We start from the raw sequence: 25292 nt of genomic DNA on the forward strand, positions 1-25292 counted from the left end.
TCCCTCGCCATGATGTGACGGCACGCCGCCGCCATGGCGCTTGCCGCTCGCCGGAACCCGGCTTATCTCACATGCATGGTTCAGCCGATCTCCGCCCAGCCTCACGATATCGCCGCCCCGGCGCAGGGCCGGTTGGCGTCTGCGATCCTGTGGGGCGCCGCCGGGATCGGCGGGCTGGCCCTGCTTGCCGCCGCCGCGCTCTGGTTCCACTACGGGACCGCGGTGTTCTTCGAGATGATCGCTGCCGGCATCTCGGCCTGCTTCTGACAAGGATCGCCTGACGTCATGACCCGGACCACCCGCCCGCTGGTGATCTTCGCCGCCTTCGCCGCCAGCCTCGCGGTCGGCCTGTTCCTGACGCTGTGGCTGGTCGGGGGCCTGCGCACCGTCGCCGCGCCGTCGGCGATCGGCGGGCCGTTCCAGCTTACCGATCAGGTCGGCAAGCCCGTCACCGACAACGACCTCAAGGGCAAGCCGACCCTGATCTTCTTCGGCTTCACCCATTGCCCCGACGTCTGCCCGACCTCGCTGTTCGAGATCTCGGAGGTGCTGAAGGCGATGGGCAAGGACGCCGACCGCGTCAACGCCTATTTCGTCTCGGTCGATCCGGAGCGCGACACCCAGGCTGCGATGAAGGAGTATCTTTCGAGCTTCGATCCGCACCTGAGGGGCCTGACCGGCGACCCGGCCGCGATCGCCAAGGTGCTGTCGGCCTATCGCGTCTACGCCAAGAAGGTGCCGCTGAAGGATGGCGACTACACGATGGACCACACCGCGCTGATCTATCTGATGGACCGCGACGGCCGTTTCGTCTCGCCGTTCAACCTGAAACGGACGCCCGAAGCGGCGGCGACCGACCTGAAACGGTATCTCTGATCCCCCTGGTCGCAGGCGGAATCGACCGAATCGGCGCTCGCATCGCGCGCCGGATGGTCTATAAGGCCGTCCAATTCCCTTGAAATCGCTTAGTTTATGCCAGTGCCGTCCATCCAGCCCTTTGCCGTCCGCTCGCGCCAGCTCTGTCTGGCTGTGGGGATGACGGCGGCTGCGCTGCTGGTTTCGGGACGGCCCGCGGCGGCGCAAGCACCAGCGCCGCAGCCTCCGGCGGCAAAGACCGCGCCTGCTCCAGCCCCAACCGCAAAGCCGGCCCCTGCGCCGGCTGCACCCGCGGCGCCGCCGGCCGCGGCCGCCCCGCCGGCGCAGACCACCCCGTCCAAGCCCGCCGTCGAGGCGGCACCGCAGGCGGTGCCCGGGTTCTGGGACCCGCGGCGCCGGCCGGAGCGGCCGGACCTGTCGCGGCTGACCGTGATCCGCTTCCTGACCGAAACCGACTATCCGCCGTTCAACTTCACCGGCCCCGACGGCAATCCGGCCGGCTTCAATGTCGATTTGGCGCGAGCGCTCTGCGAGGAGATCAAGGTCACCTGCACCATCCAGATGCGCCGGTTCGAGACCTTGATCGACGCGCTCGCGACCAACCGGGGTGACGCCATCATCGCCTCGATGGCGGTGACGCCGCAGCTGCGCGCCAGGGTCGATTTCACCGATCCGTATTATCGTGCGCCGGCGCGTTTTGTTTCCCGGCGCGACAACGTGCTGCCGGAGATCCGCCCCGAATATCTCGAGGGCAAGAAGGTCGGCGTGATCGGCGGCACCTCGCACGAGGCCTATCTCAAGGCGATGTTCACCGATGCCGAGATCCATGCCTATCCTGACAACGACGCGCTGCGCGCGGCGCTGCGCCGCGGCGAGGTCGATTTCATCTTTGGCGATGCGATCTCGCTGGCGTTCTGGGTCAACGGCACCGATTCCGCTGAATGCTGCGCCTTTTCCGGCGGCCCGTTCGTCGAGAGCCGCTATTTCGGCGAGGGCGTCGGCATCGCCGTGCGCAAGGGCAACGACCTGCTGCGGCAGTCGCTGAACTGGGCGCTGTTCCGGATCTGGGAAAAAGGCCGCTTCACCGACCTGTGGCTGCGGTATTTTTCGATCAGCCCGTTCTGACCGCGGAGTTTCTTCACCTCGCCCCGCTTGCGGGGAGAGGTCGAAATTCAAGCGCAGCTTGAATTTCGGGTGAGGGGGAGCCTCCGCGAATCCGTCTTCTTGCTGTTGATGCGGATCTAGCCCCTCACCCCAACCCTCTCCCCGCATCCGCCTTCGCCCGAAGGCGGGCTTCGGCGGACAAGAGAGCGGGGCGAGGGAGGCGGCGACCGTCCCGCAGCCGTTTTGCATTTTCCCGCGAAAGCGTTAGTTTTCGCGGCCTTTTTGGAGAGAACCAGAAGAATGTCCGTGATTGATCTTGCCGCCAGCCCGAGCGACCTGCGGGCGCTTGCCGAACAATCCAACGCCTGGCCGTTCGAGCAAGCGAAGGCGATTGTGGCGCGGCTGAAGAAAAATCCCAAGGACGAAGTGCTGTTCGAGACCGGCTACGGCCCGTCGGGTCTGCCGCATATCGGCACCTTCGGCGAGGTCGCGCGCACCACCATGGTGCGCCACGCGTTCCGCGTGCTCACCGAGGACAAGATCAAGACCCGCCTGCTCGCCTTCTCCGACGACATGGACGGCCTGCGCAAGGTGCCGGACAACGTGCCGAACAAGGAGCTCTTGGAACAGAACCTCGGCAAGCCGCTCACCAAGGTGCCCGATCCGTTCGGCACCCATCCGAGCTTCGGCGAACATAACAATGCGCGGCTGCGCGCCTTCCTCGACCAGTTCGGCTTCGACTACGAGTTCGCGAGCTCGACCGAGTATTACACCACCGGCAAGTTCGACGCCGCGCTGCTGCGCATGCTGGAGCGGATCGAGAAGGTGATGGCGATCATGCTGCCGTCGCTGCGCGAGGAGCGCGCGGCGAGCTATTCGCCGTTCCTGCCGATCTGCCCGCGCACCGGGACGGTGCTGTACGTTCCCGTGACGGCGCATGACGCCAAGGCCGGCACGATCTCCTACGAAGACCCCGATACCAAGGAAAGCGTCACCGTTCCCGTCACCGGCGGCCGTTGCAAGCTGCAATGGAAGCCGGACTGGGCGATGCGCTGGTACGCGCTCGGCGTCGACTACGAGATGGCGGGCAAGGACCTGATCGACTCGGTCAAGCTGTCGGGCAAGATCTGCTCGGCGCTCGGCGGCACGCCGCCGGAAGGCTTTAACTACGAGCTGTTCCTCGACGAGAAGGGCCAGAAGATCTCGAAGTCGAAGGGCAATGGCCTGACGATCGACGAGTGGCTGCGCTACGCCTCGCCGGAATCGCTGTCGCTGTTCATGTATCGCGAGCCGAAGGCGGCGAAGCGGCTGTTCTTCGACGTGATCCCGCGCAACGTCGACGACTACCAGCAGTTCCTCGACGGCTTTTCGCGGCAGGAAGCACGGCAGCAGCTGCAGAACCCGGTCTGGCACATCCATTCCGGCAAGCCGCCGCAGGCCGACATGCCGGTCACCTTCCAGCTTCTCTTGACGCTGGTGTCGTCGTCGAACGCCGAGAATGCCGAAACGCTGTGGGGCTTCATCGGCCGCTATCGGCCCGGCGTGACGCCGCAGACCCATCCGAAGCTCGACGCGATGGTCGGCTACGCCATCAACTATTATCGCGACTTCGTGGCGCCGACGAAGCAATTCCGCGAGCCGACCGAGGGCGAACGCGCCGCGCTGCAGGATCTGCGCGATGCGCTGTCGAGCTTGCCCGCGGACGCGAGCGCGGAAGACATTCAGAACGTGGTCTACGAGATCGGCCGCCGCGAGCCGTTCCTCGACCAGGTGAAGAAGGGCAAGGACGGCCGCCCCGGCGTCTCGCTCGACTGGTTCAACATGCTCTACCAGGTGCTGCTCGGCCAGGAGAAGGGCCCGCGCTTCGGCTCCTTCGTCGCGGTCTACGGCGTGCAGAACGCGGTCAACATGATCGACGGCGCGCTGGCGCGGTCGGCGTAGTTGTAGCGCAGTTCGTGGTTCTCCCTCGCCCCGCGCTTGCGGAGAGAGGGTTGGGGTGAGGGGCCTCTTTCCGCGCGTACGGTGAGAGATGGCTTCGCGGAGGCTCCCCCTCACCCGGATCGCATTTCGCTTCGCTGCATGCGCTCCGGCCCCTCCCCGCAAGCGGGGCGAGGCAAGAAGCGTAGCCGGGATGCAGCGAAGCGAAATCCGGGAATCTTGCCTGTGGTCCAACAGCCCTTGATTGTGCGGAGCCTGTCATCGGGCGCGCGTTCGCGCGACCCGTTGGCGCCATCCGGCAACAACTCGCGAGGCACGAGCCGTTCGACGACTTCCGTGCGCGGCAATTGCGCGCCCGGCTGCCGCCGGTTACAGCGGTTCGCCCGCCTTGGTGGTGAATCGATAGGCCCCGTCCGCTCCCAGCACGGCGTGCATATCGACATCGGGATAGCTGATCTCGTCACCGGCCGTGCGATCGCCGATCACCAGGAGCTTCACGTCGGTCGTGGTGCGATTGACGAAGCGGTGCGCGTCGCCGCAACCGGCGGGGAAGCCGGCGCACATGCCTGATGTCAGCACCTGCGCGCCGCCGTTGGTCTCCATCACCACCTCGCCCTCGAGCACATAGACGAACTCGTCCTGGCGCGAATGCGCGTGGCGGTAAGAGGACTGCCCGCCCGGAACAATCCGCGTCAAGGTGACCCCGAAATTGGTCAGGCCGGCATGGTCGCCGAGCCGGCGGTTGTAGCGCGACTGGTTGGCGGCGCGGTGCAGCGGCGGATAGCTGGTGTAATTGCTCTCAGCGACTGTATCCGGATCAAATGCCGGAGGTTTTGGCTTGGTGTCGTCGGTCATTGCAGCCCAGTCCGATGTCATGTCCCCTGCGGCGCATCATCGCATAGGTGCAGCGGGCCCGCAAAATCCGGATGGCAGCCCATCGGCATTTTCACCGGAGGTTGGCCGCGGATTGCGCTACACTCCCTGCCATAAAATCAGCACGGCCTCCGTCGAGCGGCCGGCACAGATGGGAGCACGCGCATGCAGTTCAGGGTTTCGCCGTCATCGCTGCGGAATGATACCAGCGCCGAGGAATGGCAGGCGCGGGTCGATCTCGCCGCCGCGCACCGGCTCGCCTATATCCACGGCTTCTCCGAAGGCATCTTCAACCATCTCACCTTCGTGGTGCCGGGCCGCACCGACCGCTACTACCAGATCCCGTTCGGCATGCACTGGTCGGAGGTGACCGCGTCGTCCTTCATGGAGGTCGGGATCGACGATGCCGAGGTGAAGCGCGGCGAGGGCGAGGTCGAGCGCTCCTGCTATTGCATCCATGCGCCGATCCACAAGGCGCTGCCGCAGGCCAAAGCGGTGTTTCACACCCACATGCCGTACGCCAGCGCGCTGACCCGGCTCGAGGATCCGCGCATCAAGGAGATCGGGCAGACCGAGGTCGGGCTGTCGGAAGCGATCGCCTATGACGATCTCTACACCGGTCCCGCGCTCGATCCGGCGGAAGGCGCGCGGCTTGCCAATGTGATCGGCGACAAGACCATTTTGTTCATGGCCAATCACGGCATCTCGACCGTCGGCGAGACCGTCGCCGATGCCTATGACCGGCTCTATTACATCGAGCGCGCCGCGCAGGTGCAGATCTACGCAATGTGGACCCAGCAGCCGCTCAAGCAATTGCCGGCGCATGTGGTCGAGAAGACCAAGCGCGATTACCGCGACGACCACCTCTACACCGGCCCGAGCCCATCGCAGCGGCATTTCGATGCGCTGAAGCGGATGCTGGACCGCAAGGAGCCGGACTACGCGACGTAAGCTGCACTCACCTGTCATGCGCGGGCTTGACCCGCGCATCCATCTCAAAATCGATTCTTTCAAGAGTGATGGATTGCCGGGTCAAGCCCGGCAATGACGGCCTGAGTTACTGGCTTGCCCACACGATGCGCGCGATCCACTCGACCTCTTCGGCCTCCAGCGTCCGGTCCGGATGTTCGGGGTTGAGCGAGGCGAGTTCCAGCAGCTTGGCGGTGCGGCGGCGCAGCTCCTTCACCATCACCTCGCCGCCGGTGGTGCGCACCACGACGCGGTCGCCGCGGCGGATCGCGGTCGCCGGCGAGACCACGATGATGTCGCCTTCGCGATAGGCCGGCCGCATCGAGTCGCCCTCGATCTCCAGCGCATAGGCGTGCTCGTCGCCGGTCGCCGGCAACGCCACCTCGTCCCAGCCCTTGCCGGCCGGAAAGCCGCTGTCGTCGAAATAGCCGCCGGCGCCGGCCTGGGCGAAGCCGAGCAGCGGCACCGACTGGCCGCCGCGCGGGCCGTCGCCGAGCAGCTGCACGAAAGTCTCCATGCTGGCATTGGTCGCCGCCAGCGCCTTGGAGACCGACTCGGTCGACGGCCAACGCTCGCGGCCGTCGCCGGTGATGCGCTTGGACTTGTTGAAGGTGGTGGGATCGAGACCGGAGGCCTTGGCAAGGCCTGACGGCGACAGGCCGGCGCGCTCGGCGAGCCGGTCGAGGGCCGCCCAGACCTGGGCGTGGGTCAGCGGCCGGGCGGCTTTGGGTTGTTTGGCCATCGTGATCATCCCCGGTGCGGTAGGAATTATTGCCTGAAAGTGGCGGTTTGCGCAAATCTGGCGACAGGTGTGGCGTGGCGCCGCTTGAGTTGCGCCGCGGCCGTCGATACGGTCGCCCACCTCTGGGGCTTTTCCCCATCAATCCGGAAAAAATCCCAGAAGACTCAAGGACAAAAGGGAAGGCCGGCACGTGCCTACGATCTATAAAATCACCCCCGCGTCGGCCTGGCGCGAGGCCGAGCGGCAGGGCGTGTACCGGGGCAGTGCGGACGATCTACGCGACGGCTACATCCATTTTTCCACCGCCGCCCAGGTCGCCGAGACCGCGCGCAAGCACTATTTCGGCCAAACCGGCCTGTTCCTGGTCGCGGTCGATGCTGACGCGCTCGGCGATGAGCTGCGCTGGGAGCCATCGCGCAACGACGAATTGTTTCCGCATCTCTATGGCGAGCTCGATCTCGGCGCTGTCATCGAGATCCTCGATCTGCGCGCGCGCTCCGACGGTGGCCACGACGTTCCGGAGCTGAAGCCGTGATCCGCGCCTTCGACGCCTTCTCGCTGCCGCTGCTGCGCTGGTTCGATCCGGAAGACGCCCATCGCATGGCGATCCAGGGCCTGAAGCTGCTGCCGCCGATCCGGCAGCGGCCGGATGATCCCAAGCTTGCGGTGCGCGCCTTCGGATTGAACTTCCCGAACCCGATCGGCATGGCGGCGGGTTTCGACAAGAGCGCGGAGGTGCCCGACGCGCTGCTGCGGCTCGGCTTCGGCTTTGTCGAGATCGGCTCGGTGACGCCGAAGCCGCAGGCCGGAAATCCGCGGCCGCGGCTGTTCCGGCTCGAGCGCGACGAAGCCGTGATCAACCGCATGGGCTTCAACAATGACGGCGCCGAGGCGGCGCTGCGGCGGCTCGCCGCCCGCGCCAGCCAAGGCGGCATCATCGGCGTCAATGTCGGCGCCAACAAGGACTCGGCGGATCGCGTCGCCGACTACGTCAAGCTGATCGAGACGTTCGCGCCGGTCGCGAGCTATTTCACCGTCAACGTGTCGTCGCCGAACACGCCGGGGCTGCGCAATCTGCAGCAATCCGCCGCGCTCGACGATCTCCTGGCGCGGGTGATCGACACCCGCGAGCGCGTGCGCCGCAACGCCGGCGACTCGCCGGTGCTGCTGAAGGTCGCGCCGGATCTCAGCCTCGCCGAGCTCGACGACGTCGTGCACATCGCGCGTTCGCGCCGGGTCGACGGCATGATCGTCGCCAACACCACGCTGGCGCGGCCCTCGACCTTGCGCGAGGAGAACCGGGCCAAGGAGCAGGGCGGGCTGTCCGGCCGGCCGCTGTTCCGTTTGTCGACGCGGATGGTGGCCGAGACCTATGTGCGCGTCGAAGGCGCGTTTCCGCTGATCGGCGTCGGCGGCATCGACTCCGGCGGCGCCGCGCTGACAAAAATCCGCGCCGGCGCCAGCCTGATCCAGCTCTATTCGTCGCTGGTCTACAAGGGCCTCGGCCTGGTCGAGGACATCAAGCGCGATCTGTCGTCGACGCTGCTGCGCACCGGCCGCGACTCGCTTTCGGAAATCGTCGGCGCGGATGCTGCGACCATCACCGCCGAGGACTGGCCGGTGCAGTAGGTGCTTCTTACCTCGCCCCGCTTGCGGGGAGAGGTCGGATCGCATCATCAGATGCGATCCGGGTGAGGGGGAGTCTCCGCGAATGCAACTGCTTGCGTCCTCGCGGAGACTCCCCCTCATCCCGACCTTCTCCCCGCACGCGGGGAGAAGGAGCGAAGAGAGCGCGTCAAGACTTGAACGACTTCCTTAGCCCCGTAGCCCGGATGAGCGCAGCGCAATCCGGGACAGCCTCACCGCCGATACAGACCCCGGATTTCGCTTCGCTGCATCCGGGCTACGGCAGCCTGCTCTTCACCTCGCCCCGCTTGCGGGGAGAGGTCGGATCGCATCGCAGATGCGATCCGGGTGAGGGGGACTCTCCACGCGCACAACTATCACCGTCCTCGCGGAGACTCCCCCTCATCCCGACCTTCTCCCCGCACGCGGGGAGAAGGGGCGGAGAGAGCGGTCAAGACTTGAACGACTTCCTCAGCAGCGCCGGATAGCGCAAGCCCTGAAAGCCGCCGCGCGCGATATAGAAGCCGAGCAGCGCAATCCAAAGTCCGGTGTTGCCGAACCCGCTCAGCGCCCACCAGACGACGAGGAAGCTCGCCAGCGAGGCCAGCATCAAATTGCGCATCTCGCGCGCCCAGGTGGCGCCGACATAGATGCCGTCGAAGCCGAAGGCGAACACGCCGGGCAGCGGGGCGAGAATCACGAACAGCAGGAAGTCGCGCGCGGTGCGCCGCACCTCGGCGCTGGTCGTCATCAGGTCGATCAGCGCGGGCCCGAACAGCGCGAACAGCGCCGACACGACCAGCGCAAAGCCGATCCCCCAGAGCAGCACCAGGCGGGTCGAATCGGCGAAGCCGCGGGCATCGCGCGCGCCGAAGGCGCGGCCGCACAGCTGCTGCGCGGCATTGGCGAGGCCGTCGAGGAAGAAGGCGGAGACCAGCAGGAAATTGTTGAGCACCGAATTCGCCGCCAGCGTGACGTCGCCCTCGCGCGCGCCCTTTGCGGTGAAGAACAGGAACACGATGATCAGCGCTGCGGTGCGGATCATGATGTCGCGGTTGACCGCCAGCATCCGCATCAGCTTGGCACGGTCGAACAGGGTGGCACGCGGAACGGCGAAGCCACTCTGCGAAATCCGCCACGCCACGATGACGCCGGCAGCAAACCCGGCCGCCTCGGCAAGCACGGCGGCGATCGCAGCACCTGCGATCCCGGCGCCATAGGCCTCCACCAGCAGCACGGTCGCCACCATGTTGATGACGTTGATCACGATCTGCAGCGCCAGCGCCAGATTGGCGCGTGCCTGCCCGACCAGCCAGCCGAGGATGACGTAATTGCCGAGCGCCAGCGGCGCCGACCAGATCCGGATCATGAAGTAGGTTTTCGCCGCGCGCGTCACGCCCTCGCTGCCACCCATCAGCTGGAACGTGACCCCGGCGAGCGGCACCTGCAGTGCGATCAGGGCGGCGCCGATCAGTCCGGCGACGATGAAGCCGCGCACCAGGATCGCGGAAAATTCCTGCGGCTCGCCCGCTCCTAGCGCCTGCGCAGTGAACGCCAAGGTGCTCATGCGCAGGAAGGCGAACAGCCAGAACAGGCAGTCGAAGATCACCGACGCCATGGCGACGCCGCCGAGCAGCGCGGCGTCGTCGAGCCGGCCGATCGCCGTGGTCGAGACGATGCCAATCAGCGGCGTGGTCAGGTTGGCGACCATCGCGGGGCCGGCGATGGCGAACACATGGCGCGTCGTGATCTTGGGATGGACCGGCGCGTGCATGGTCAGAACTCGACCGTCATGCCGTCGCTCGCCGCCGTGTAGGGCAGAGCGCGGCCGAGCATGTCGTCGCTCATATGGGTGAGCACGACGCGCTTGGCGGCGATGGCGGGCAGATGCGCTTCCAGCGCCTTCAGGCTGAGATGGTTTTTCACCGTCTTGTCGTAGGTATAGGCTTCCGCGATGAAGAGATCGGCATGCTGCGCGGCTGGTATCAGCGCGTCGGTCCATTCGGTGTCGGCGCTGTAGCTGATGACGCGGCCTTCGGCCTCGATGCGATACGCCAAAAACGGCCCGCCGGATTCGCCGTGCACGACTGGGTAGGGCGTCACGCTCACTTCGCCAAAGCCGCGTCTTTGCTCCGGCGCGAGGCTGACCACCGAGAGATCAAACCGCTGTTTTGTTTTGGAGGAGTGCTCGAACATCACCTCCATCACCTTCGGCAGCTTGGCTTCGATGCCTTCCGGGCCTGCGATCACGAGCGGCCTTATGCGGCGGGAAAACTGCGCATCGAGCAGGAAGAACGGCAGGCCGGCAAAGTGATCCCCGTGGAAATGCGTGATCAGGATCAGGTCGATCGCGTCGCGGTCGACGCCAAGCCGCTTCAGCGCCGGCAGCGACGAAGCGCCGCAGTCGATCAGGAAATTGACCCGCGCGCCGCTGACGTGGAAGCAGGTGTTGAAGCGGCCGCCGGAGCCGAACGCATCGCCGCAGCCGACAAATTGCAATTGCATCGACTGCACGCTCTCCCTAGCGGCCGCGCGGCGCGCCGAGCAGCCGCGACAGCAGCCAGATCGGGATCACGATCACGGCGCCGAGCAGGAAGTAGCGCCAGGCCCAATTGATCGCGTCGAAGCCGAAATCCCAGATGGTCTGGAACAGCCGGCGGATGCTGTAGAGGATATTCCACGGGTCGAGGCCAACAGCGGCGAGCACGACGCCGACCAGGATCGAGAGCAGGATCAGCCGGAACGCCACCGAGAGCGGCGATCCGCCGAGAAAGCGGTACAGGCCGTCACTCTGGCCGGCCGGCAAATCCCTGACGTCGTTCGGCATTGCTGTCTCCTGGCGGAATCGCCTCGATTATAAGTCACGGCGGGGCACATGGGGAACCCGGGAACCTCAATCAATGGCTGCCATGCGGTGTTGGAATTAATTCGTTGTCACGGACATTAACAGCCGTTCAAGCGTTTCCAGCCGGTCGGCCTCGCGCGGCGGCTTGTCCCAGCGCAGGCGGCTGATGCGGGGGAAACGCATCGCGACGCCGGATTTGTGCCGCGGCGAGCGCTGCAGTCCCTCGAAGGCGACTTCCAGCACTAGCCCCTGGTCGGGCTCATGCACGACATGGCGCACCGGGCCGAATTTCTCCGTGGTGTTGCGGCGGACGAAGCGGTCGATCTGCAACAGCTCCTCATCGGTGAAGCCGAAATAGGCTTTGCCGACCGGCACGAGCTCGTCGCCGGCGTCGCCGCGGGTCCAGACCCCGAACGTGTAGTCGGAATAATAGGACGAGCGCTTACCATGGCCGCGCTGCGCATACATCAGCACCGCGTCGATGATGTGCGGATCGCGCTTCCATTTCCACCACGGCCCTTTTGGGCGGCCCGGCAGATAGGGTGCATCGCGCCGCTTCAGCATCACGCCCTCGACCGCGTCGGCGTCGTCGCCTGCACCGGCACTTTTCGGATCGGCGCGCGCCGCGGCGAGTTCGTCCCAGCTTGCGAACGGGACGGTCGGCGACAGATCGATGCGCGGATCGTTCAGCTTGGCGACGAAGCGTTCGAGATGCGCGCGGCGCTCGACGAACGGCAGCTCGCGCAAATCGTTCTCGTCGTCGCCAAGCAGGTCGTAGGCCCGCAGATGGATCGGAAACTCCTTGAGCAGCTTTGGCGAGACGACCTTGCGGTTCAGCCGCTGCTGCAGCACGTTGAACGTCTGCACGCGGCCGTCGCGCAGCACCAAAAGTTCGCCGTCGAGCGCGCCGGGCAGATGCAGCGACGGCACCAGATCGGGAAAGCTGCCGGTGATGTCCTCGCCGGTGCGCGAATAGAGCCGCGCCTGGATATTGCCGCGCGCGTCGCGGCCGGACACCGCCTGCACGCGGATGCCGTCCCACTTCCATTCCGCGCTGAAATCGGCGGCGTCGAGACCGGCGAAATCCGTATCCTCGATCGCATGCGCCAGCATCACCGGGCGGAACGGCGTCGGATCGCGATTGATCGGCTTGTCGCCGCGGCCTTCGAGCCAGGCGAACAGGTCGAGATAGGGCGGCGACAGCCCCGGCCACATCAGCTCGATCTCGTGCGGGTCCTTGTCGCCGAGCGCCGCCGCCGCGGTCTTCGCCAGCCGCGCCGAAATCCCGATCCGCATCGCGCCGGTGACGAGTTTCAGCAGCGCCCAGCGCCCGGTCTCGTCGAGCTCATCCAGCCAGCGCGCCAGTTGCGCCGGCAACTCGGTTTTGCCGAGCGTGCGCAGCGTGGTGACGACGTCGGTGAGGGTGGGTGGGGGTGGGTTGTTGTGCGTGCGTGGAATCTCACTGCTATCGCGCCCGCGGTACCCCTCTCCCCGACCCTCCCCCGCAAGGGGGGAGGGAGCCTTTCCGCTGATGCGTCCCTCACCGACGTCCATCACGTCGAGATCGCCGTGAGGTGAGCGCGATGGTTGGGCTCCCTCCCCCCTTGCGGGGGAGGGCTGGGGAGAGGGGTGGCCCAGGAAAGACTCGTTGTGAGACGCGCCGGTACTCTTCGGCCACATCAGCGCGACGGTTTCCGAGAGATCGCCGACGTAATCGTAGGAATACCCGAACAGCACCGGATCGGCGCGCTCGGTGATCAGGTCGCGGATCAAGCCGGGTTTTGCATGCTTGAACGACAGCGCGCCGGTCAGCGCCGCCAGCGCGTAGCCGCGGTCGGGGTCCTCGGTCGCGCGGAAATAGGCCACCAGCAGCTTGATCTTGTTGTTGCGGCCCGGCTCGTAGGCGAGACGGTCGAGCAACTCGGCAAAGCGGTTCATGCGCCAGCCTCGCCGGCGGACTCGGCCTCGCCGGTCAGCGCTGCCGTTTCGCCTTCGTCCTCGTCGCCATAGCCGACCAGGTCGAGCGGCCGCGCGGCAAGGCCCCTGGTCTTGCACCAGTGCACCAGCGCATCTTCCTGGCCATGCGTGACCCAGATCTCGCCGGCGCCGGTGGCGGCGATCGTCGCGGTCAGGCCGTCCCAGTCGGCATGATCCGAGATCACCAGCGGCAGCTCGACACCACCCTGCCGCGCGCGGGCGCGCACCCGCATCCAGCCCGAGGCGAAGGCGGTGACGGGATCGGGGAAACGTCGTGTCCAGATGTCGGATGTCGCGCTCGGCGGCGCCAGCGTGATGGTGCCGGCGAGCTCCGCCTTCTTCATGCCGCGCGCCGGCCTGAGCTCGCCGAGCGGGATGCCGCGCTCCTGATAATAGTATGTGATCTTCTCCATCGCGCCGTGCAGATAGATCGGCGCGTCGTAGCCGGCCTCGCGCAGCAGCGCGATCACGCGCTGCGCCTTGCCGAGTGAGTAGGCGCCGACCAGATGCGCGCGCTCCGGAAACAATTTTGCGGAGGCCAGCAGCTTGTTGACCTCGTCGGCGGCGTCGCCGTGGCGGAACACCGGCAGCCCGAAGGTCGCCTCGGTGATGAAGACGTCGCACGGCACCAGCTCGAACGCCGCGCAGGTCGGATCGCGCGCGTCCTTGTAGTCGCCGGAGGCGACGATGCGCGTGTCCTTGCAGGTCACGGCGATCTGCGCCGAACCCAGCACATGGCCGGCAGGATGGAACGTCACCGTGACGTCGCCGAGCCTGATCTCTTCGCCGTAAGCGACGGCCTGCGTCGAGCCGGCGAAATCGTCGCCATAGCGCAGCCGCATCATGTCGAGCGTTTCTTGGGTGGCGAGCACCGCGCCGTGGCCGGGGCGGGCGTGGTCGGAATGGCCGTGGGTGATCAGCGCGCGCTCGACCGGCTTGACAGGGTCGATATGGAAGCCGCCCACCTTGCAAGCGAGGCCGGCCGGGACGGGCATCAGGATGTCGTGCGGGCGCATGGTGCCAATATAGGGGCTCGATCCGCGATGTTTAGCCGTCATGCGCGGGCTTGACCGCCGCGTGCTTCTTCGGAAAAAGTCCCGGCTTTCACGACAACATCGGTTCCTTAACAGCGAATGCCTGCCCGCCTGTTCCTGTCCTCCGGCGATCTCGTCGCCGACCGCCGCTTCGAGTTCGCGCGCGACCTGCAATTGAAGGGCGATCTGCCGGCCGCCGCCGAGCTGCTGGAGCAGGCCATCGAGCTCGCCCCGAACTTCGTCTCCGCCTGGTTCACGCTGGGCGAAATTCGTCGGCAGCTCGGCCAGCGCGAGGCCGCCATCGCCGCCCTTTGCGCCGCGCGCGAGGCCGATCCCGACGACCGCCATGGCGCCGGCCTGCGCCTGATGCAGCTCGGCGCCGAGGCGGTCAGCGCGATGCCGCCGGCCTATGTTCAGACCCTGTTCGACCAATATGCGCCGCGCTTCGAGGCCGCGCTGGTCGGCGACCTCGGCTATCGCGGGCCGGCGCTGCTGTTCAAGGCGGTGCTGTCGGTGCGCGCGAGCGCCAAGAAGCCGGCGTTCTTCAAGCGCGCGATCGATCTCGGCTGCGGCACCGGGCTTGCGGCCGGCGCGTTCGCAAAACACGTCGACCGCTTCACCGGCATCGACCTGTCGCCGCGCATGATCGAGAAGGCGCGCTCGACCGGCCTCTATGCCGAGCTCGAGACTGACGACATGCTGAAGGGCATTGCGAGCAAGCCGGACGCCAGCGCGGAACTGATCCTCGCCGCCGACGCGATGGTCTATGTCGCCGATCTCGCGCCGGTGCTCGCCGAGGCGGAACGCGTGTTGGTGCCGGGCGGCGTGCTCGCCTTCACGACCGAAACGCATGACGGCGAGGGCGTCATCATCGGCGAGGGCCTGCGCTATGCGCACAGTGCGGCGCATGTCCGCGCGTCGGTCGCCGCGGCGGGACTGACACTGGCGCTGCTCGAGGATCTGTCGGCGCGTAATGAGGATAACGTCCCGGCGCCGGGACTCGTCGCAGTCGCCGTAAAGGCGTGAGTGCCTTCTTCCCTTCTCCCCTTGTGGGAGAAGGTGGCGCGGACGTAGTCCGCGACGGATGAGGGGTCTGCATCCGCGGAGACATACCCCTCACCCGGCTTCATCTCGCTCCGCTCGATTGCGCCACCCTCTCCCACAAGGGGAGAGGGTGCAGCGTCATCTGCCTCGCGCCCAGAACTTGAGTCTACACGCTACGCATTTGCCGTGACGCGGCATTGCGCCGCGCGGTGATGACTTCGCGCTTGCCCGCTGCATGGCGGAATGCGACAGCTTGCGCTCCAAGGGAGAGAAACAATGAAAAAGCAAACCCGGCGCGAATTCGGCGCCACCGCATTGTCAGCCATCGCAGCCTCCGTGCTGCCCGCACCGTTCGTCTGGGCCGCCGAGAAGAAATACGATCCGGGCGCGAGCGACACCGAGATCAAGCTCGGCCAGACCGTGCCGCATTCTGGACCCGGCTCGCTCTATGGCGTGCTCGGCCGCGTCGGCGAAGCCTATTTCCAGATGATCAACGAGAAGGGCGGCATCAACGGCCGCAAGATAAAATTCCTCACCATGGACGACGCCTACAGCGCGCCGAAATGCGTCGAGGCGACGCGCCGCCTGGTCGAGCAGGAGGAGGTGCTGGCGCTGTACGGCTCGCTCGGCACCGCGCCGCAGACCGCCGTGCATAAATATCTCAATTCCAAGGGCGTGCCGCAGCTGCTGCTCAACACCGGTGCCTCGAAGTGGAATGACCCGAAGAACAACAAATGGACCATGGCGGGCCTGCCGCTCTATCCGACCGAGGCGCGCATCCTCGCCAAGCACGTCGTCGCCGTGAAGCCGAACGCCAAGATCGGCATCCTCTACCAGAACGACGATTTCGGCCGCGACTTCTTAGGGCCCTTCAAGAAGGTGCTGGCCGATGCCGGCGGCACCGCGCAGGTGATCATGGAGCAGACCTACGATCTCACCGATCCGACGGTCGATTCCCAGCTCATCAATCTCTCGAAGTCGGGCGCCGACGTCTTCTACAACATCACCACCGGCAAGGCGACGTCGCAGTCGGTCCGCAAAGTTGCCGAGCTCGGCTGGAAGCCGCTGCAGCTGCTGTCGGCCGGCTCGACCGGCCGCTCGATCCTCAGCGCCGCCGGCTTCGAGAATGCCAAGGACATCGTCGCGATCCGCTACGCCAAGGAGGCGGGGCCGGGCCGCTGGGAGAAGGATCCGGATTCGATGGCGTTCGAGGAGTTGCGCAAGAAGTATCTGCCCAATGTCGACCCTGATAACACCATCGCCTATGCCGGCTATGGTCAGGTGGCCTCGATGGCGGAAATCCTGCGCCGCTGCGGCGACGAATTGACCCGCGCCAACGTGCTCAAGCACGCCACCACGCTCGCCGGCTACCACTCGCCGTTCTTCCTCGACGGCGTCAATTACAGCTACACGCCCGACGACTACACGCCGATGAAGACGCTCTACATCTCGATCTTCAACGGCAAGGACTGGGATATCTCCGACAAGCCCGTGACGGAGTAGGGGAAGGCGCACGCTCTTTCGTCCCCCTCTCCCCGCCCTTCGCGCGGAGAGGGCGGGGTGGGGGGCATCTCTCCATCAGGCGGTGTAAGTTGCGAGGCCTGTACCCCCTCACCCGGATCGCATCTGGCGATGCGATCCGACCTCTCCCCGCAAGTGAGGCGAGGTGACTTTCGAGGCGCTTCGCGTCATCAAAAGTTCGACGGGGGCATGCCCCCTGCCACCTGCTGCCATTTCCGTCCACCCTCGACGAACCCGCCTGAACCGCCTACCTCTTGGGCGTGTCGACGCTCGATCTGTTTTCCGTCACGCCGCCCGAGGCGGCCGATCTTTTGCCGCGCCGGTTTCGCGACTGGTTTGCTTCCCGCGGCTGGTCGCCGCGCGAGCACCAGCTCGCGCTGCTGGCGAAGGCGCGCGAGGAGCGCTCGGCGCTGCTGATCGCGCCGACCGGCGCCGGCAAGACGCTGGCGGGGTTTTTGCCGACGCTGGTGGAGTTGAGTGGCGAGCAGGACCGCAAGGATTCTCACCTCCCCCTGAGAGGGGGAGGTCGGCATGCTCGGGGGCGCGCGAGCGCAACCGAGCGGGACGGGTGGGGGTCAGCCGCGGGCACGGAGCAAGCGGCTGACCCCCATCCCAACCTTCCCCCTTTCAGTGGGAAGGAGCCTGACGAACTCGCAAGCGGCGAAGAGACGGCCGCGGAGAAAGTTCGCCCCAGTCTCATCTCCACCGGCCGCTCCGTTCGCCGCACTGGCGGGCTGCACACGCTCTACATCTCGCCGCTCAAAGCCCTCGCGGTCGACATCGCGCGCAATCTGGAGACGCCGGTCGCCGAGATGGGGCTGCCGATCCGGATCGAGACCCGCACCGGCGACACGCCGGTGTCGCGACGGCAGCGGCAGCGGCGCTATCCGCCGGATATTTTGTTGACCACGCCGGAGCAGCTGGCGCTGCTGCTCGCCTCCGACGACGCGCCGTATCTGTTTTCCTCGCTGAAGCGCATCGTGCTCGACGAGCTGCATGCGCTGGTGACCTCGAAGCGCGGCGATCTGTTGTCGCTCGGGCTCGCGCGGCTCTGGACCATCGCGCCGCAGATCCGCGCCATCGGCCTGTCAGCGACCGTAGCCGAGCCCGAACAGCTGGCGCGTTTCCTGGTGCCGCAGCCGGGCGGCGAGTTCGCGTCCGCTGACGTCGTTACCGCCGGCGGCGCCACGCCGCCTGTCGTCGAGATGCTCGACACCCGCGAGCGGCTGCCGTGGTCGGGCCACAGCGCGCGCCATGCGCTGCCCGAGGTCTACGAGTTGATCAAGCGCAACAAGACCACGCTGGTGTTCGTCAACACCCGCAGTCAGGCCGAGATGCTGTTCCAGGATCTCTGGCGCATGAACGATGACGGGCTGGCGATCGCGCTGCATCACGGCTCGCTCGACGTTGCGCAGCGCCGCAAGGTCGAGGACGCGATGGCCGCGGGAAAGCTGCGCGGCGTGGTCTGCACCTCCTCGCTCGATCTCGGCGTCGACTGGGGCGACGTCGACCTCGTGATCAATATCGGCGCGCCGAAGGGATCGTCGCGGCTGATGCAGCGGATCGGCCGCGCCAACCACCGTTTCGACGAGGCTTCGCGAGCTGTGCTGGTGCCGGCGAACCGTTTTGAAGTGCTGGAGTGCGCGGTCGCGATCGATGCCATCGCCGAGAACGCGCAGGACACGCCGCCGCTGCGCACCGGCGCGCTCGACGTGCTGGCCCAGCACGTGCTCGGCTGCGCCTGCGGCAAGCCGTTTTTGTCGGACGAGCTCTACGACGAAGTGCGCACATCAGCGCCTTACGCCGCGCTCGCCCGCAGCGATTTCGACGATGTCGTAGACTTCGTCGCCACCGGCGGCTACGCGCTGAAAACCTATGAGCGGTTTGCCCGCATCAAGCAGGACAAGCAGGGCCGCTGGCGGGTCGCCAATCCCAAGGTGCGGCAGAGCTACCGCCTCAACGTCGGCACCATCGTCGAAGAGACCATGCTGAAGGTGCGGCTGGTGCGCTCGCGCGCCGGCGGCCAAGGGAAAAGCGGCGGATCGACCGGCGCGATTGCGCGCGGCGGACGTATGCTGGGCGAGATCGAGGAGGTCTTCATCGAGGGCCTCGTCGTCGGCGACACCTTTGTGTTCGGCGGTGAGGTGGTGCGCTACGAGGCGCTGGTCGAGGACCAGGTCTATGTCTCCCGCGCCAACGACAAGGACGCCAAGGTGCCGTCCTATATGGGCGGCAAGTTTCCGCTCTCGACCTATCTCGCCGAGCGCGTCCGCAAGCTGCTCGACAACAGCCGTGCCTGGAACGCATTGCCGGACCAGGTGCACGACTGGCTGTCGCTGCAAAAAAAATATTCCCGCGTGCCGGCGGTGCGCGAGCTGCTGGTCGAGACCTTTCCGCGCGGCGGCAGCCATTATCTGATCTGCTATCCGTTCGAGGGCCGGCTGGCGCACCAGACGCTCGGCATGCTGCTGACGCGGCGGCTGGAGCGCGCCCGCGCCCGGCCGCTCGGTTTCGTCGCCAATGAATATGCGCTGGCGGTCTGGGGCGTCGGCGATCTCTCCTTCATGATCCGGCAGGGCAAGCTCGATCTCAACGCGCTGTTCGACGCCGACATGCTCGGCGACGATCTCGAGGCGTGGCTGGCGGAGTCCGCGCTGATGAAGCGCACCTTCCGCAATTGCGCGATCATTTCCGGCCTGATCGCGCGCCGCTTCACCGACGAGGAGAAGTCGCGCCGCCAGGTGCTGTTTTCGACCGACCTGATCTACGACGTGCTGCGCAAGCACCAGGCCGACCATGTGCTGCTGCGCGCCGCGCGCGGCGATGCCGCCACAGGTTTGCTCGATCTCCGCCGTCTTGGCGACATGCTGTCGCGCATCAAGGGGCGAATCACCCACAAGGCGCTCGACCACGTTTCCCCGCTTGCGGTCCCCGCGCTGCTGGAAATCGGCCGCGAGTCAGTTTATGGCGAAGCATCCGACGAGCTCCTGGCCGAAGCGGCCGAGGAACTCGTGCGGGAGGCGATGACATAAAGCTGGGACATGGGACGTGACGGCAGGCGCGCTGGCTTCGGAGACGAGTGACGACATGCGCGTTACGAAGGTCACGGTTGCCGATGTCGGCTTCGTCGCCGATTGCTCCGGCGCGCTGTTCTGGGAAGAGCAGCGGCTGCTGGTGGTCTCCGACCTGCATCTCGAAAAGGGCTCGAGCTTTGCCGCCCGCGGCGTGCTGCTGCCGCCCTACGATACCGTGGCAACGCTGAGCCGGCTCGCTGCCGTGATCGCGCGGCACGATCCGCGTCAGGTGATCGCGCTCGGCGACAGCTTTCATGATCGCACCGCGCATGAGCGGCTGTCGGATGCGGACCGCGAGGCGCTGGCCGCGCTGCAGGCGCGGCGCAGCTGGATCTGGATTTCAGGCAATCACGACCCGGCGCTTCCCTCCGATCTCGGCGGCGTGGTCGCCACCGAGGTCGCGATCGGCCCGATTGCGTTCCGCCACGAGCCGACCGGAGCTGCCGGCGAGATTGCCGGCCATCTGCATCCCAAGGCCCGCGTGCCGACCCGCGGCCGCTCGATCGAGCGCCGCTGCTTCGCCTCCGACGGCGAGCGCGCGGTGATGCCGGCCTTCGGCGCCTACACCGGCGGCCTGAGCATCCGCGACGCGGCGTTCGCGAGGATTTTTGGATCGCCGGGTTTCACGGCCCACGTGCTCGGCGACAACCGCGTGCACGCGTTCGTCGCGTCGCGGTGTTATTAGACCGCTACCCTATCCCCGTCATCCTGAGGTGCGAGCCTTGCAGCGCAATTGCGCTGCTGGGCGAGCCTCGAAGGATGCACGGCCACCAGCCGGGCCGTTCATCCTTCGAGGCTCGCCGAAGAGGCGAGCACCTCAGGATGACGGGATGCAAATGGGCGTGGGCGGCGGCGACGCAGTCTTACGCTGCCTTCGCCTGCACGGTGTCACAATACTCCGCGAGGCGGTCGGCGAGCCGTAGCGTCGCGGGGCTGGCCTCGGGGGCGGCGACGAGGGCGACTTCGGTCCGGTCGAGCGGCGCAAAGCCATCCTTTGCCGTCAGCACGCGATGCTCGGCCTGGATCGACATCTCCGACAGAATGCTCAAGCCGAGGCCCGCGGCGACCGCGGCCTGGATGCCGGCGAGGCTGGAGGAGGTATAGGCCATGTGCCAGTTGCGGCCGGCGCTCTCCAGCGCGTGGATAGCGCGGGCGCGATAGAGGCAGCCGGAGGCGAAGCCGATCAGCGGCACCGAGCCGATCGTGGTGTCGCGCGGATGGCTCTTGCTGGTGACCCAGTGCACGCGCTCCGGCCAGACCGCGATGCCGCCCTTCTCGTTGGCGGCGCGCTTGATCAACGCGAGATCGAGATCGCCGCGCTCGAGATCGCGGTACAGAAACAGGCTCTGGCCGGAACGCACGTCGAGCCGCAGGCTCGGATGGCTGCGCGCAAAGGTCGCCAGCAGTTTGGTCAGCCGGTAGGCGGCAAAATCCTCGGTGATGCCGAGCCGGATCGCGCCTTCGCCGCTCGGCTGCGACACCACATCGCGCGCCTCTTCGGCCAGCGCCAAGAGCCGCCGCGCATAGGACAGCAGCCGCTCGCCGGCCTCCGTCGGGGTGACGTCCTTGCCGCTACGGATCAGCAGCGGCTGGCCGACATCCTCTTCCAGGCGCTTGATCTGCTGGCTCACCGTCGACTGGGTGCGGTGGACGCGTTCCCCGGCCCGCGTAAAACCGCCGGCATCGACCACCGAGACGAAACTGCGCAGCAGCTCCAGGTCGAGCATCTTCGATCTCCATTAAGAAATCCACTGGAGGCTAGTTTATCATTTAATTTCCAAATGGGAAGGCGCGGGCCTAGATCATGGCCGAAGGAGAACCGCCATGTCCGTCGCGTCCTCGATGGCCGCCCCCCGCGCCCGCTTCAACACCCTGCCGTTCCTGATCGCCCTGTTCTGCCTGCTCTGGAGCTATGCCTTCGTCGCCGGCAAGATCGGCGTCACCGACTGCCCGCCGCTGATCCTGCTCGCCGCGCGGTTTTCGTTGGCCGGCGTCCTGATTCTCGGCATTTCCCTGCTGCGCAGGGATGCGTGGGACATCAGCTGGCGCGACGTGGCGGTGTTCGCGGTACTCGGCGTCGCCAACAACGCGCTTTATCTCGGCCTCGGCTATACCGGCCTGAAGACGGTGTCCGCCGGCCTCGGCGGCCTGATCGTCTCGGCCAATCCGGTGTTCACCGCGGTGCTGGCCGCGCTGTTCCTCGGCGAGGCGCTGACCCTGCGCAAGGTGATCGGCCTCTTGCTCGGCATGGTCGGCGTCGCCTTCATCGTCTGGCACCGGATATCGGTCGGCACCGATGACCCGCACGGCATCGTGTTCACGCTGGCCTCGCTCGCGTCGATCGTTGCCGGCACCATCCTGTTCAAGCTGCTCGCGCCGAAGGGCAGCCTGTGGATCGGCAACGGCATCCAGAACATCGCCGGCGGGCTTGCGGTGATGCCGTTCGCCTTCACGCTGTCCAGCGTCAGCGACATCGTGCCGAGCATGCGGCTGGCCGGCGCCTTCGCGTTCCTGGTGCTCGGCGGCTCGATCCTGGCCTATCTGCTCTGGTTTCATCTCCTGAAAGTGTGTGGCGCCACCGCCGCCAGCGCCTATCACTTCCTGATGCCGCCGCTCGGCATGCTGTTCGCGTTCCTGGTGCTCGGTGAGCATGTCGAATTTCGCGACCTGCTCGGGATCGTTCCGGTGGCACTCGGCATTTATCTGGTGACCCGCCCCGCGGCCGCCGCACCCAACAGGACTGTGACATGAGCATCACCATCACACTGATCGGCGGACCCACGGCCTTGATCGAGATCGACGGGTTCCGCCTGCTCACCGATCCGACCTTCGATGCGCCCGGCGACTATCAACTGCCGCATGTGAAGCTGGAGAAGCTGACCGGCCCCGCGCTTCGTGCCAGCGATGTCGGCGACGTCGATGCGGTGCTGCTCAGCCACGACCAGCACTCCGACAATCTCGACCATTCGGGGCGGGATTTTCTCAAGCGCGCGAAGCGCGTGCTGACCACCGAGGCCGGCGCCAAGCGGCTCGGCGATCATGCCGAGGGTTTTGCGCCCTGGGCCTCGACAGTGCTGAAGAAGGGCGGCCAGTCCCTGACCATCACCGCAACACCGGCGCGGCATGGACCTGCGGGCATCGAGCCGCTGTCCGGCGACGTCATCGGCTTTGTGGTGGAACCGGGCAACGGCAGTCGGCCGATCTATGTCAGCGGCGACACCACCTGGTTCGACGGCGTCGCCGAGGTGGCGCGGCGCTTTCCTTGCGGCGTGGTGCTGCCGTTCGCGGGAGCCGCGCAGACCCGCGGCCCGTTCCATCTCACCATGGACACCAACGACACCATCGAGACCGCGCGCGCTTTTGCCGACGCCGTGATCGTGCCGGTTCATACCGACGGCTGGGCGCATTTCCGGCAGAACGCCAATGACCTGCGGATGTCGTTCGACACGCTCGGCTTCGGCCGCCGCCTGCGCATTCTCGAGCCCGGGGTTGCGACAGAAATCGCATAGGTTTCGTCCGAGGAACCTTGGTCGTGTCCGGCTCGTTGTCGCGACGGCTGGAACCGGACATGACGCGGCACAACACGATCTCGCGGGACCAATGTGAGGATGCGCCGCGTGGCAACGCGCAGCGTCAGCCGTTCAGCTTCGGCCGGTTCCTGAAGACGCTCGGTCCCGGTCTGATCACCGGCGCCTCCGACGACGATCCGTCCGGGATCGGCACTTACAGCCAGGCCGGTGCGCAATTCGGCTACGGCATCGGCTGGACCATGCTGGTGACGTTTCCGCTGATGTCGGCGATCCAGGAGATCTGCGCACGGGTCGGCCGCGTCACCGGACGCGGCATCTCGGGCAATGTCAGCCGGCATTATCCGCCCTGGCTATTGGTCGCCGTGGTGGCGCTGCTTGCGATCGCCAACACCGTCAATATCGCGGCCGACCTCTCGGCGATGGCGGATGCGACCAGGCTGCTGATCGGGGGACCGGCGATCCTTTATGTCGTGCTGTTCGGCGTCGCGTCGGTAGCGGCGCAGATCTTCATGAACTACAAGCGCTACGTCGCGGTGCTGAAATGGCTGACCCTCAGCCTGTTTGCTTATGTCGCGGCGCTCGCCTTTGCGAGGGTGTCGTGGCACGAAGCCCTGGCCGGCGTGCTGGTGCCGCGCATCAGTTGGAGCGCGGACTATCTCACGACCATCGTCGCGATCCTCGGCACCACGATCTCGCCCTATCTGTTCTTCTGGCAGGCCTCGCAGGAGGCCGACGAGCAGCGCGTCGATGTCACCAAGCATCCGCTGATCGTCCAGCATTACGGCGCACAGCGCGAGTTCTCTCGCATCCGCGCCGACACCATCACCGGCATGGCGTTCTCCAACCTGATCGCGCTGTCGATCATCGTCACCGCCGCGGCGTCGCTGCATGCCACCGGGAAGACCGACATCCAGACCTCGGCGCAGGCGGCCGAGGCGCTGCGCCCGATCGCAGGGCCCTGGGCGGAAGTGATCTTCGCGCTCGGCATCGTCGGCACCGGACTATTGGCGATCCCGGTGCTTGCGGGCGCCACGGCTTACGCGGTCGGCGAGGGACGGCGATGGCGGGTCGGCCTGACCCGCAGGCCCAGGCGGGCGATCGCGTTCTATTCGGTGCTGGCGCTGTCGGGCGGGCTCGGCATCGCGCTCAACTTCACGCCGATCGATCCGATCTCGGCGCTGTACTGGAGCGCTGTCGTCAACGGGGTGCTCGCCGTGCCCGTGATGGTGCTGCTGATGCTGATGGCGCGCCGCGAGGATGTAATGGGCCGCTTCGCGGTTCGCGGCTTGCTCTACTGGCTCGGCTGGCTGTCGACGGGGGCGATGGCGCTCAGCGTGATCGCGATGGGGATCATGCAATTCGTCTAGGACGGATGGCGCGAAGCCTACGCATCTGATTTCAATCCTTGCGGAATACGATCGAGGCCATCCAGCCGGTCATCAGCGCCATGAAGGCGGTGACGAGGCCGTAGACCAGGCCGTTCTGCCGCGCGGTGGTGGCGACGAACTGCTCGAAGCCGACCTTGACGATCTCGAACGCGGTCTCGGTCTTGGTCACCAGCGCGCCGTCGCTGAACAGCTTGATCTCGACATTGTAGGTGCCGATCGGCACCTCGGCCGGCAGCGGAATGCCGGTGCGGAACAGGGTCGGCGTCAGGAACGTCACCGCCGAGGTCGCCTCGCGGTAGAGGCCGTGCTCGGTGCGCAGCCGCACGAAGGCGCTGCGGAAGGCGTCGTTCGGCACCACGTCGGCATAATCGGGACCGACTCGCTGCATCAACAGCACGTTGTTGAGCCCGAGCTGCTGGCGCCGCTGCACCTCGGGGGAAGCGATCTGGTCGAACGGGCGATTGGAGAACAGCGCGAGATAGCCCGGCACCTGCAGGAACTGCCGCGAGTCGGTGTTGATCCAGATGCCGAATTTGCGCTCCTTGCGTCGCGTCACCATGTCGGCGCGCGGGCCGGAGACGGTGACGACGAGATCGTAGCTGCCGCGATTTGGGGGCGTCTTGTCATCCTTCTCGACCGAGCCGAACAGCACGAGCTCGCCGCCGGAATAGTTCGGCGTCACCGTGACGCGGTGATTGGAGACCGACACGATCAGCCGCTCGGCATGGACCGGTGTGGCCGCAAGCATGGC

At 66.5% G+C, this 25292-nt stretch carries 23 protein-coding genes; 14 read left to right on the forward strand and 9 right to left on the reverse strand.

Translation table 11 applies throughout. The features are described 5' to 3' along the window. The first annotated feature begins 132 nt into the window (after window positions 1-132). From XH93_RS04645 to XH93_RS04660, 4 genes are all read left to right on the forward strand, one after another. Window positions 133-267: a hypothetical protein gene (locus XH93_RS04645; RefSeq protein ID WP_371814927.1), complete on the forward strand. Its 135-nt coding sequence runs from the start codon at window positions 133-135 to the stop codon at window positions 265-267. A gap of 18 nt (window positions 268-285) precedes the next feature. Next, a complete protein-coding gene (locus XH93_RS04650) occupies window positions 286-876 on the forward strand; it encodes an SCO family protein (RefSeq protein ID WP_139486966.1) in 591 nt (196 codons plus the stop codon). Between the two features lie 96 nt (window positions 877-972). After that, the gene (locus tag XH93_RS04655) at window positions 973-2001 is read left to right on the forward strand and encodes a transporter substrate-binding domain-containing protein (RefSeq protein ID WP_246799484.1); all 1029 of its coding nucleotides are present in this window, start codon (window positions 973-975) and stop codon (window positions 1999-2001) included. Window positions 2002-2280: 279 nt separating this feature from the next. Beyond that, window positions 2281-3921 (forward strand): lysine--tRNA ligase, encoded by a 1641-nt coding sequence (locus XH93_RS04660; RefSeq protein ID WP_194472623.1) that lies wholly within the window; start codon window positions 2281-2283, stop codon window positions 3919-3921. A gap of 366 nt (window positions 3922-4287) precedes the next feature. Here the strand turns inward: XH93_RS04660 and XH93_RS04665 are convergent, their stop codons facing one another. Then, window positions 4288-4773, reverse strand: a complete 486-nt coding sequence (locus XH93_RS04665) for a cupin domain-containing protein (RefSeq protein ID WP_194472624.1) — start codon at window positions 4771-4773, stop codon at window positions 4288-4290. A 183-nt stretch (window positions 4774-4956) separates the two neighbouring features. Between XH93_RS04665 and XH93_RS04670 the strand changes: the two genes are divergently transcribed. Further along, a complete protein-coding gene (locus tag XH93_RS04670) occupies window positions 4957-5742 on the forward strand; it encodes a class II aldolase/adducin family protein (protein ID WP_194472625.1) in 786 nt (261 codons plus the stop codon). Window positions 5743-5848: 106 nt separating this feature from the next. Here the strand turns inward: XH93_RS04670 and XH93_RS04675 are convergent, their stop codons facing one another. Continuing rightward, window positions 5849-6502, reverse strand: a complete 654-nt coding sequence (locus XH93_RS04675) for a helix-turn-helix transcriptional regulator (protein ID WP_139486962.1) — start codon at window positions 6500-6502, stop codon at window positions 5849-5851. 190 nt (window positions 6503-6692) lie between these two features. On the opposite strand from XH93_RS04675, the gene XH93_RS04680 reads away from it, so the two are divergent. Together XH93_RS04680 and XH93_RS04685 are read left to right on the forward strand one after the other, a co-directional pair. Then, window positions 6693-7037, forward strand: a complete 345-nt coding sequence (locus XH93_RS04680; protein ID WP_139486961.1) for a DUF952 domain-containing protein — start codon at window positions 6693-6695, stop codon at window positions 7035-7037. Then, window positions 7034-8131 carry a quinone-dependent dihydroorotate dehydrogenase gene (locus XH93_RS04685; RefSeq protein WP_139486960.1) on the forward strand — a complete coding sequence of 366 codons (1098 nt, stop codon included), beginning with the start codon at window positions 7034-7036 and terminating at the stop codon, window positions 8129-8131. The genes XH93_RS04680 and XH93_RS04685 overlap by 4 nt, the downstream gene beginning before the upstream one ends. 448 nt (window positions 8132-8579) lie before the next feature. On the opposite strand, the gene XH93_RS04690 is transcribed toward XH93_RS04685, so the two are convergent. The 5 genes from XH93_RS04690 to XH93_RS04710 all read right to left on the reverse strand — a co-directional run bounded on the left by XH93_RS04690 (window position 8580) and on the right by XH93_RS04710 (window position 13966). After that, window positions 8580-9902: an MATE family efflux transporter gene (locus XH93_RS04690; protein WP_194472626.1), complete on the reverse strand. Its 1323-nt coding sequence runs from the start codon at window positions 9900-9902 to the stop codon at window positions 8580-8582. Window positions 9903-9904: 2 nt separating this feature from the next. Next, complete coding sequence (locus tag XH93_RS04695) at window positions 9905-10633, reverse strand: MBL fold metallo-hydrolase (RefSeq protein ID WP_194472627.1); 729 nt, start codon at window positions 10631-10633, stop codon at window positions 9905-9907. Window positions 10634-10649: 16 nt separating this feature from the next. Then, a complete protein-coding gene (locus tag XH93_RS04700; RefSeq protein WP_139486957.1) occupies window positions 10650-10955 on the reverse strand; it encodes a DUF6460 domain-containing protein in 306 nt (101 codons plus the stop codon). 96 nt (window positions 10956-11051) lie between these two features. Then, complete coding sequence (locus XH93_RS04705) at window positions 11052-12911, reverse strand: cisplatin damage response ATP-dependent DNA ligase (RefSeq protein ID WP_194472628.1); 1860 nt, start codon at window positions 12909-12911, stop codon at window positions 11052-11054. Continuing rightward, window positions 12908-13966 (reverse strand): ligase-associated DNA damage response exonuclease, encoded by a 1059-nt coding sequence (locus XH93_RS04710; protein ID WP_194474992.1) that lies wholly within the window; start codon window positions 13964-13966, stop codon window positions 12908-12910. The genes XH93_RS04705 and XH93_RS04710 overlap by 4 nt, the downstream gene beginning before the upstream one ends. Before the next feature lie 117 nt (window positions 13967-14083). Here XH93_RS04710 and XH93_RS04715 point away from each other — a divergent pair, with 117 nt between their 5' ends. The 4 genes from XH93_RS04715 to pdeM all read left to right on the forward strand — a co-directional run bounded on the left by XH93_RS04715 (window position 14084) and on the right by pdeM (window position 20308). Further along, window positions 14084-15010, forward strand: coding sequence for a class I SAM-dependent methyltransferase (locus tag XH93_RS04715; RefSeq protein WP_194472629.1), 927 nt, complete (start codon window positions 14084-14086; stop codon window positions 15008-15010). A gap of 294 nt (window positions 15011-15304) precedes the next feature. Next, window positions 15305-16531 (forward strand): ABC transporter substrate-binding protein, encoded by a 1227-nt coding sequence (locus XH93_RS04720; RefSeq protein ID WP_194472630.1) that lies wholly within the window; start codon window positions 15305-15307, stop codon window positions 16529-16531. A 278-nt stretch (window positions 16532-16809) separates the two neighbouring features. Continuing rightward, complete coding sequence (locus XH93_RS04725) at window positions 16810-19581, forward strand: ligase-associated DNA damage response DEXH box helicase (RefSeq protein ID WP_246799675.1); 2772 nt, start codon at window positions 16810-16812, stop codon at window positions 19579-19581. A gap of 55 nt (window positions 19582-19636) precedes the next feature. After that, window positions 19637-20308, forward strand: a complete 672-nt coding sequence (gene pdeM, locus XH93_RS04730; RefSeq protein WP_172627175.1) for a ligase-associated DNA damage response endonuclease PdeM — start codon at window positions 19637-19639, stop codon at window positions 20306-20308. Between the two features lie 178 nt (window positions 20309-20486). Here the strand turns inward: pdeM and XH93_RS04735 are convergent, their stop codons facing one another. Then, on the reverse strand, window positions 20487-21350 hold the full coding sequence (locus XH93_RS04735; RefSeq protein ID WP_194472631.1) for a LysR family transcriptional regulator: 864 nt from the start codon (window positions 21348-21350) through the stop codon (window positions 20487-20489). A gap of 97 nt (window positions 21351-21447) precedes the next feature. Here XH93_RS04735 and XH93_RS04740 point away from each other — a divergent pair, with 97 nt between their 5' ends. From XH93_RS04740 to XH93_RS04750, 3 genes are read left to right on the forward strand one after another with little or no spacing between them, the layout of a single operon-like run. Continuing rightward, window positions 21448-22374, forward strand: a complete 927-nt coding sequence (locus XH93_RS04740) for a DMT family transporter (RefSeq protein ID WP_194472632.1) — start codon at window positions 21448-21450, stop codon at window positions 22372-22374. Beyond that, window positions 22371-23132, forward strand: a complete 762-nt coding sequence (locus XH93_RS04745) for an MBL fold metallo-hydrolase (protein ID WP_194472633.1) — start codon at window positions 22371-22373, stop codon at window positions 23130-23132. The genes XH93_RS04740 and XH93_RS04745 overlap by 4 nt, the downstream gene beginning before the upstream one ends. Window positions 23133-23191: 59 nt before the next feature. Further along, window positions 23192-24520, forward strand: coding sequence for an Nramp family divalent metal transporter (locus tag XH93_RS04750; RefSeq protein WP_194472634.1), 1329 nt, complete (start codon window positions 23192-23194; stop codon window positions 24518-24520). Between the two features lie 31 nt (window positions 24521-24551). Here XH93_RS04750 and XH93_RS04755 read toward each other — a convergent pair whose 3' ends face one another. Further along, window positions 24552-25289: a TIGR02186 family protein gene (locus XH93_RS04755; RefSeq protein ID WP_229178032.1), complete on the reverse strand. Its 738-nt coding sequence runs from the start codon at window positions 25287-25289 to the stop codon at window positions 24552-24554. Window positions 25290-25292 lie beyond the last annotated feature (3 nt).

This window comes from Bradyrhizobium sp. CCBAU 51753, from assembly GCF_015291565.1.
In the GTDB taxonomy this organism is placed as follows: Bacteria; Pseudomonadota; Alphaproteobacteria; order Rhizobiales; family Xanthobacteraceae; genus Bradyrhizobium; species Bradyrhizobium ivorense.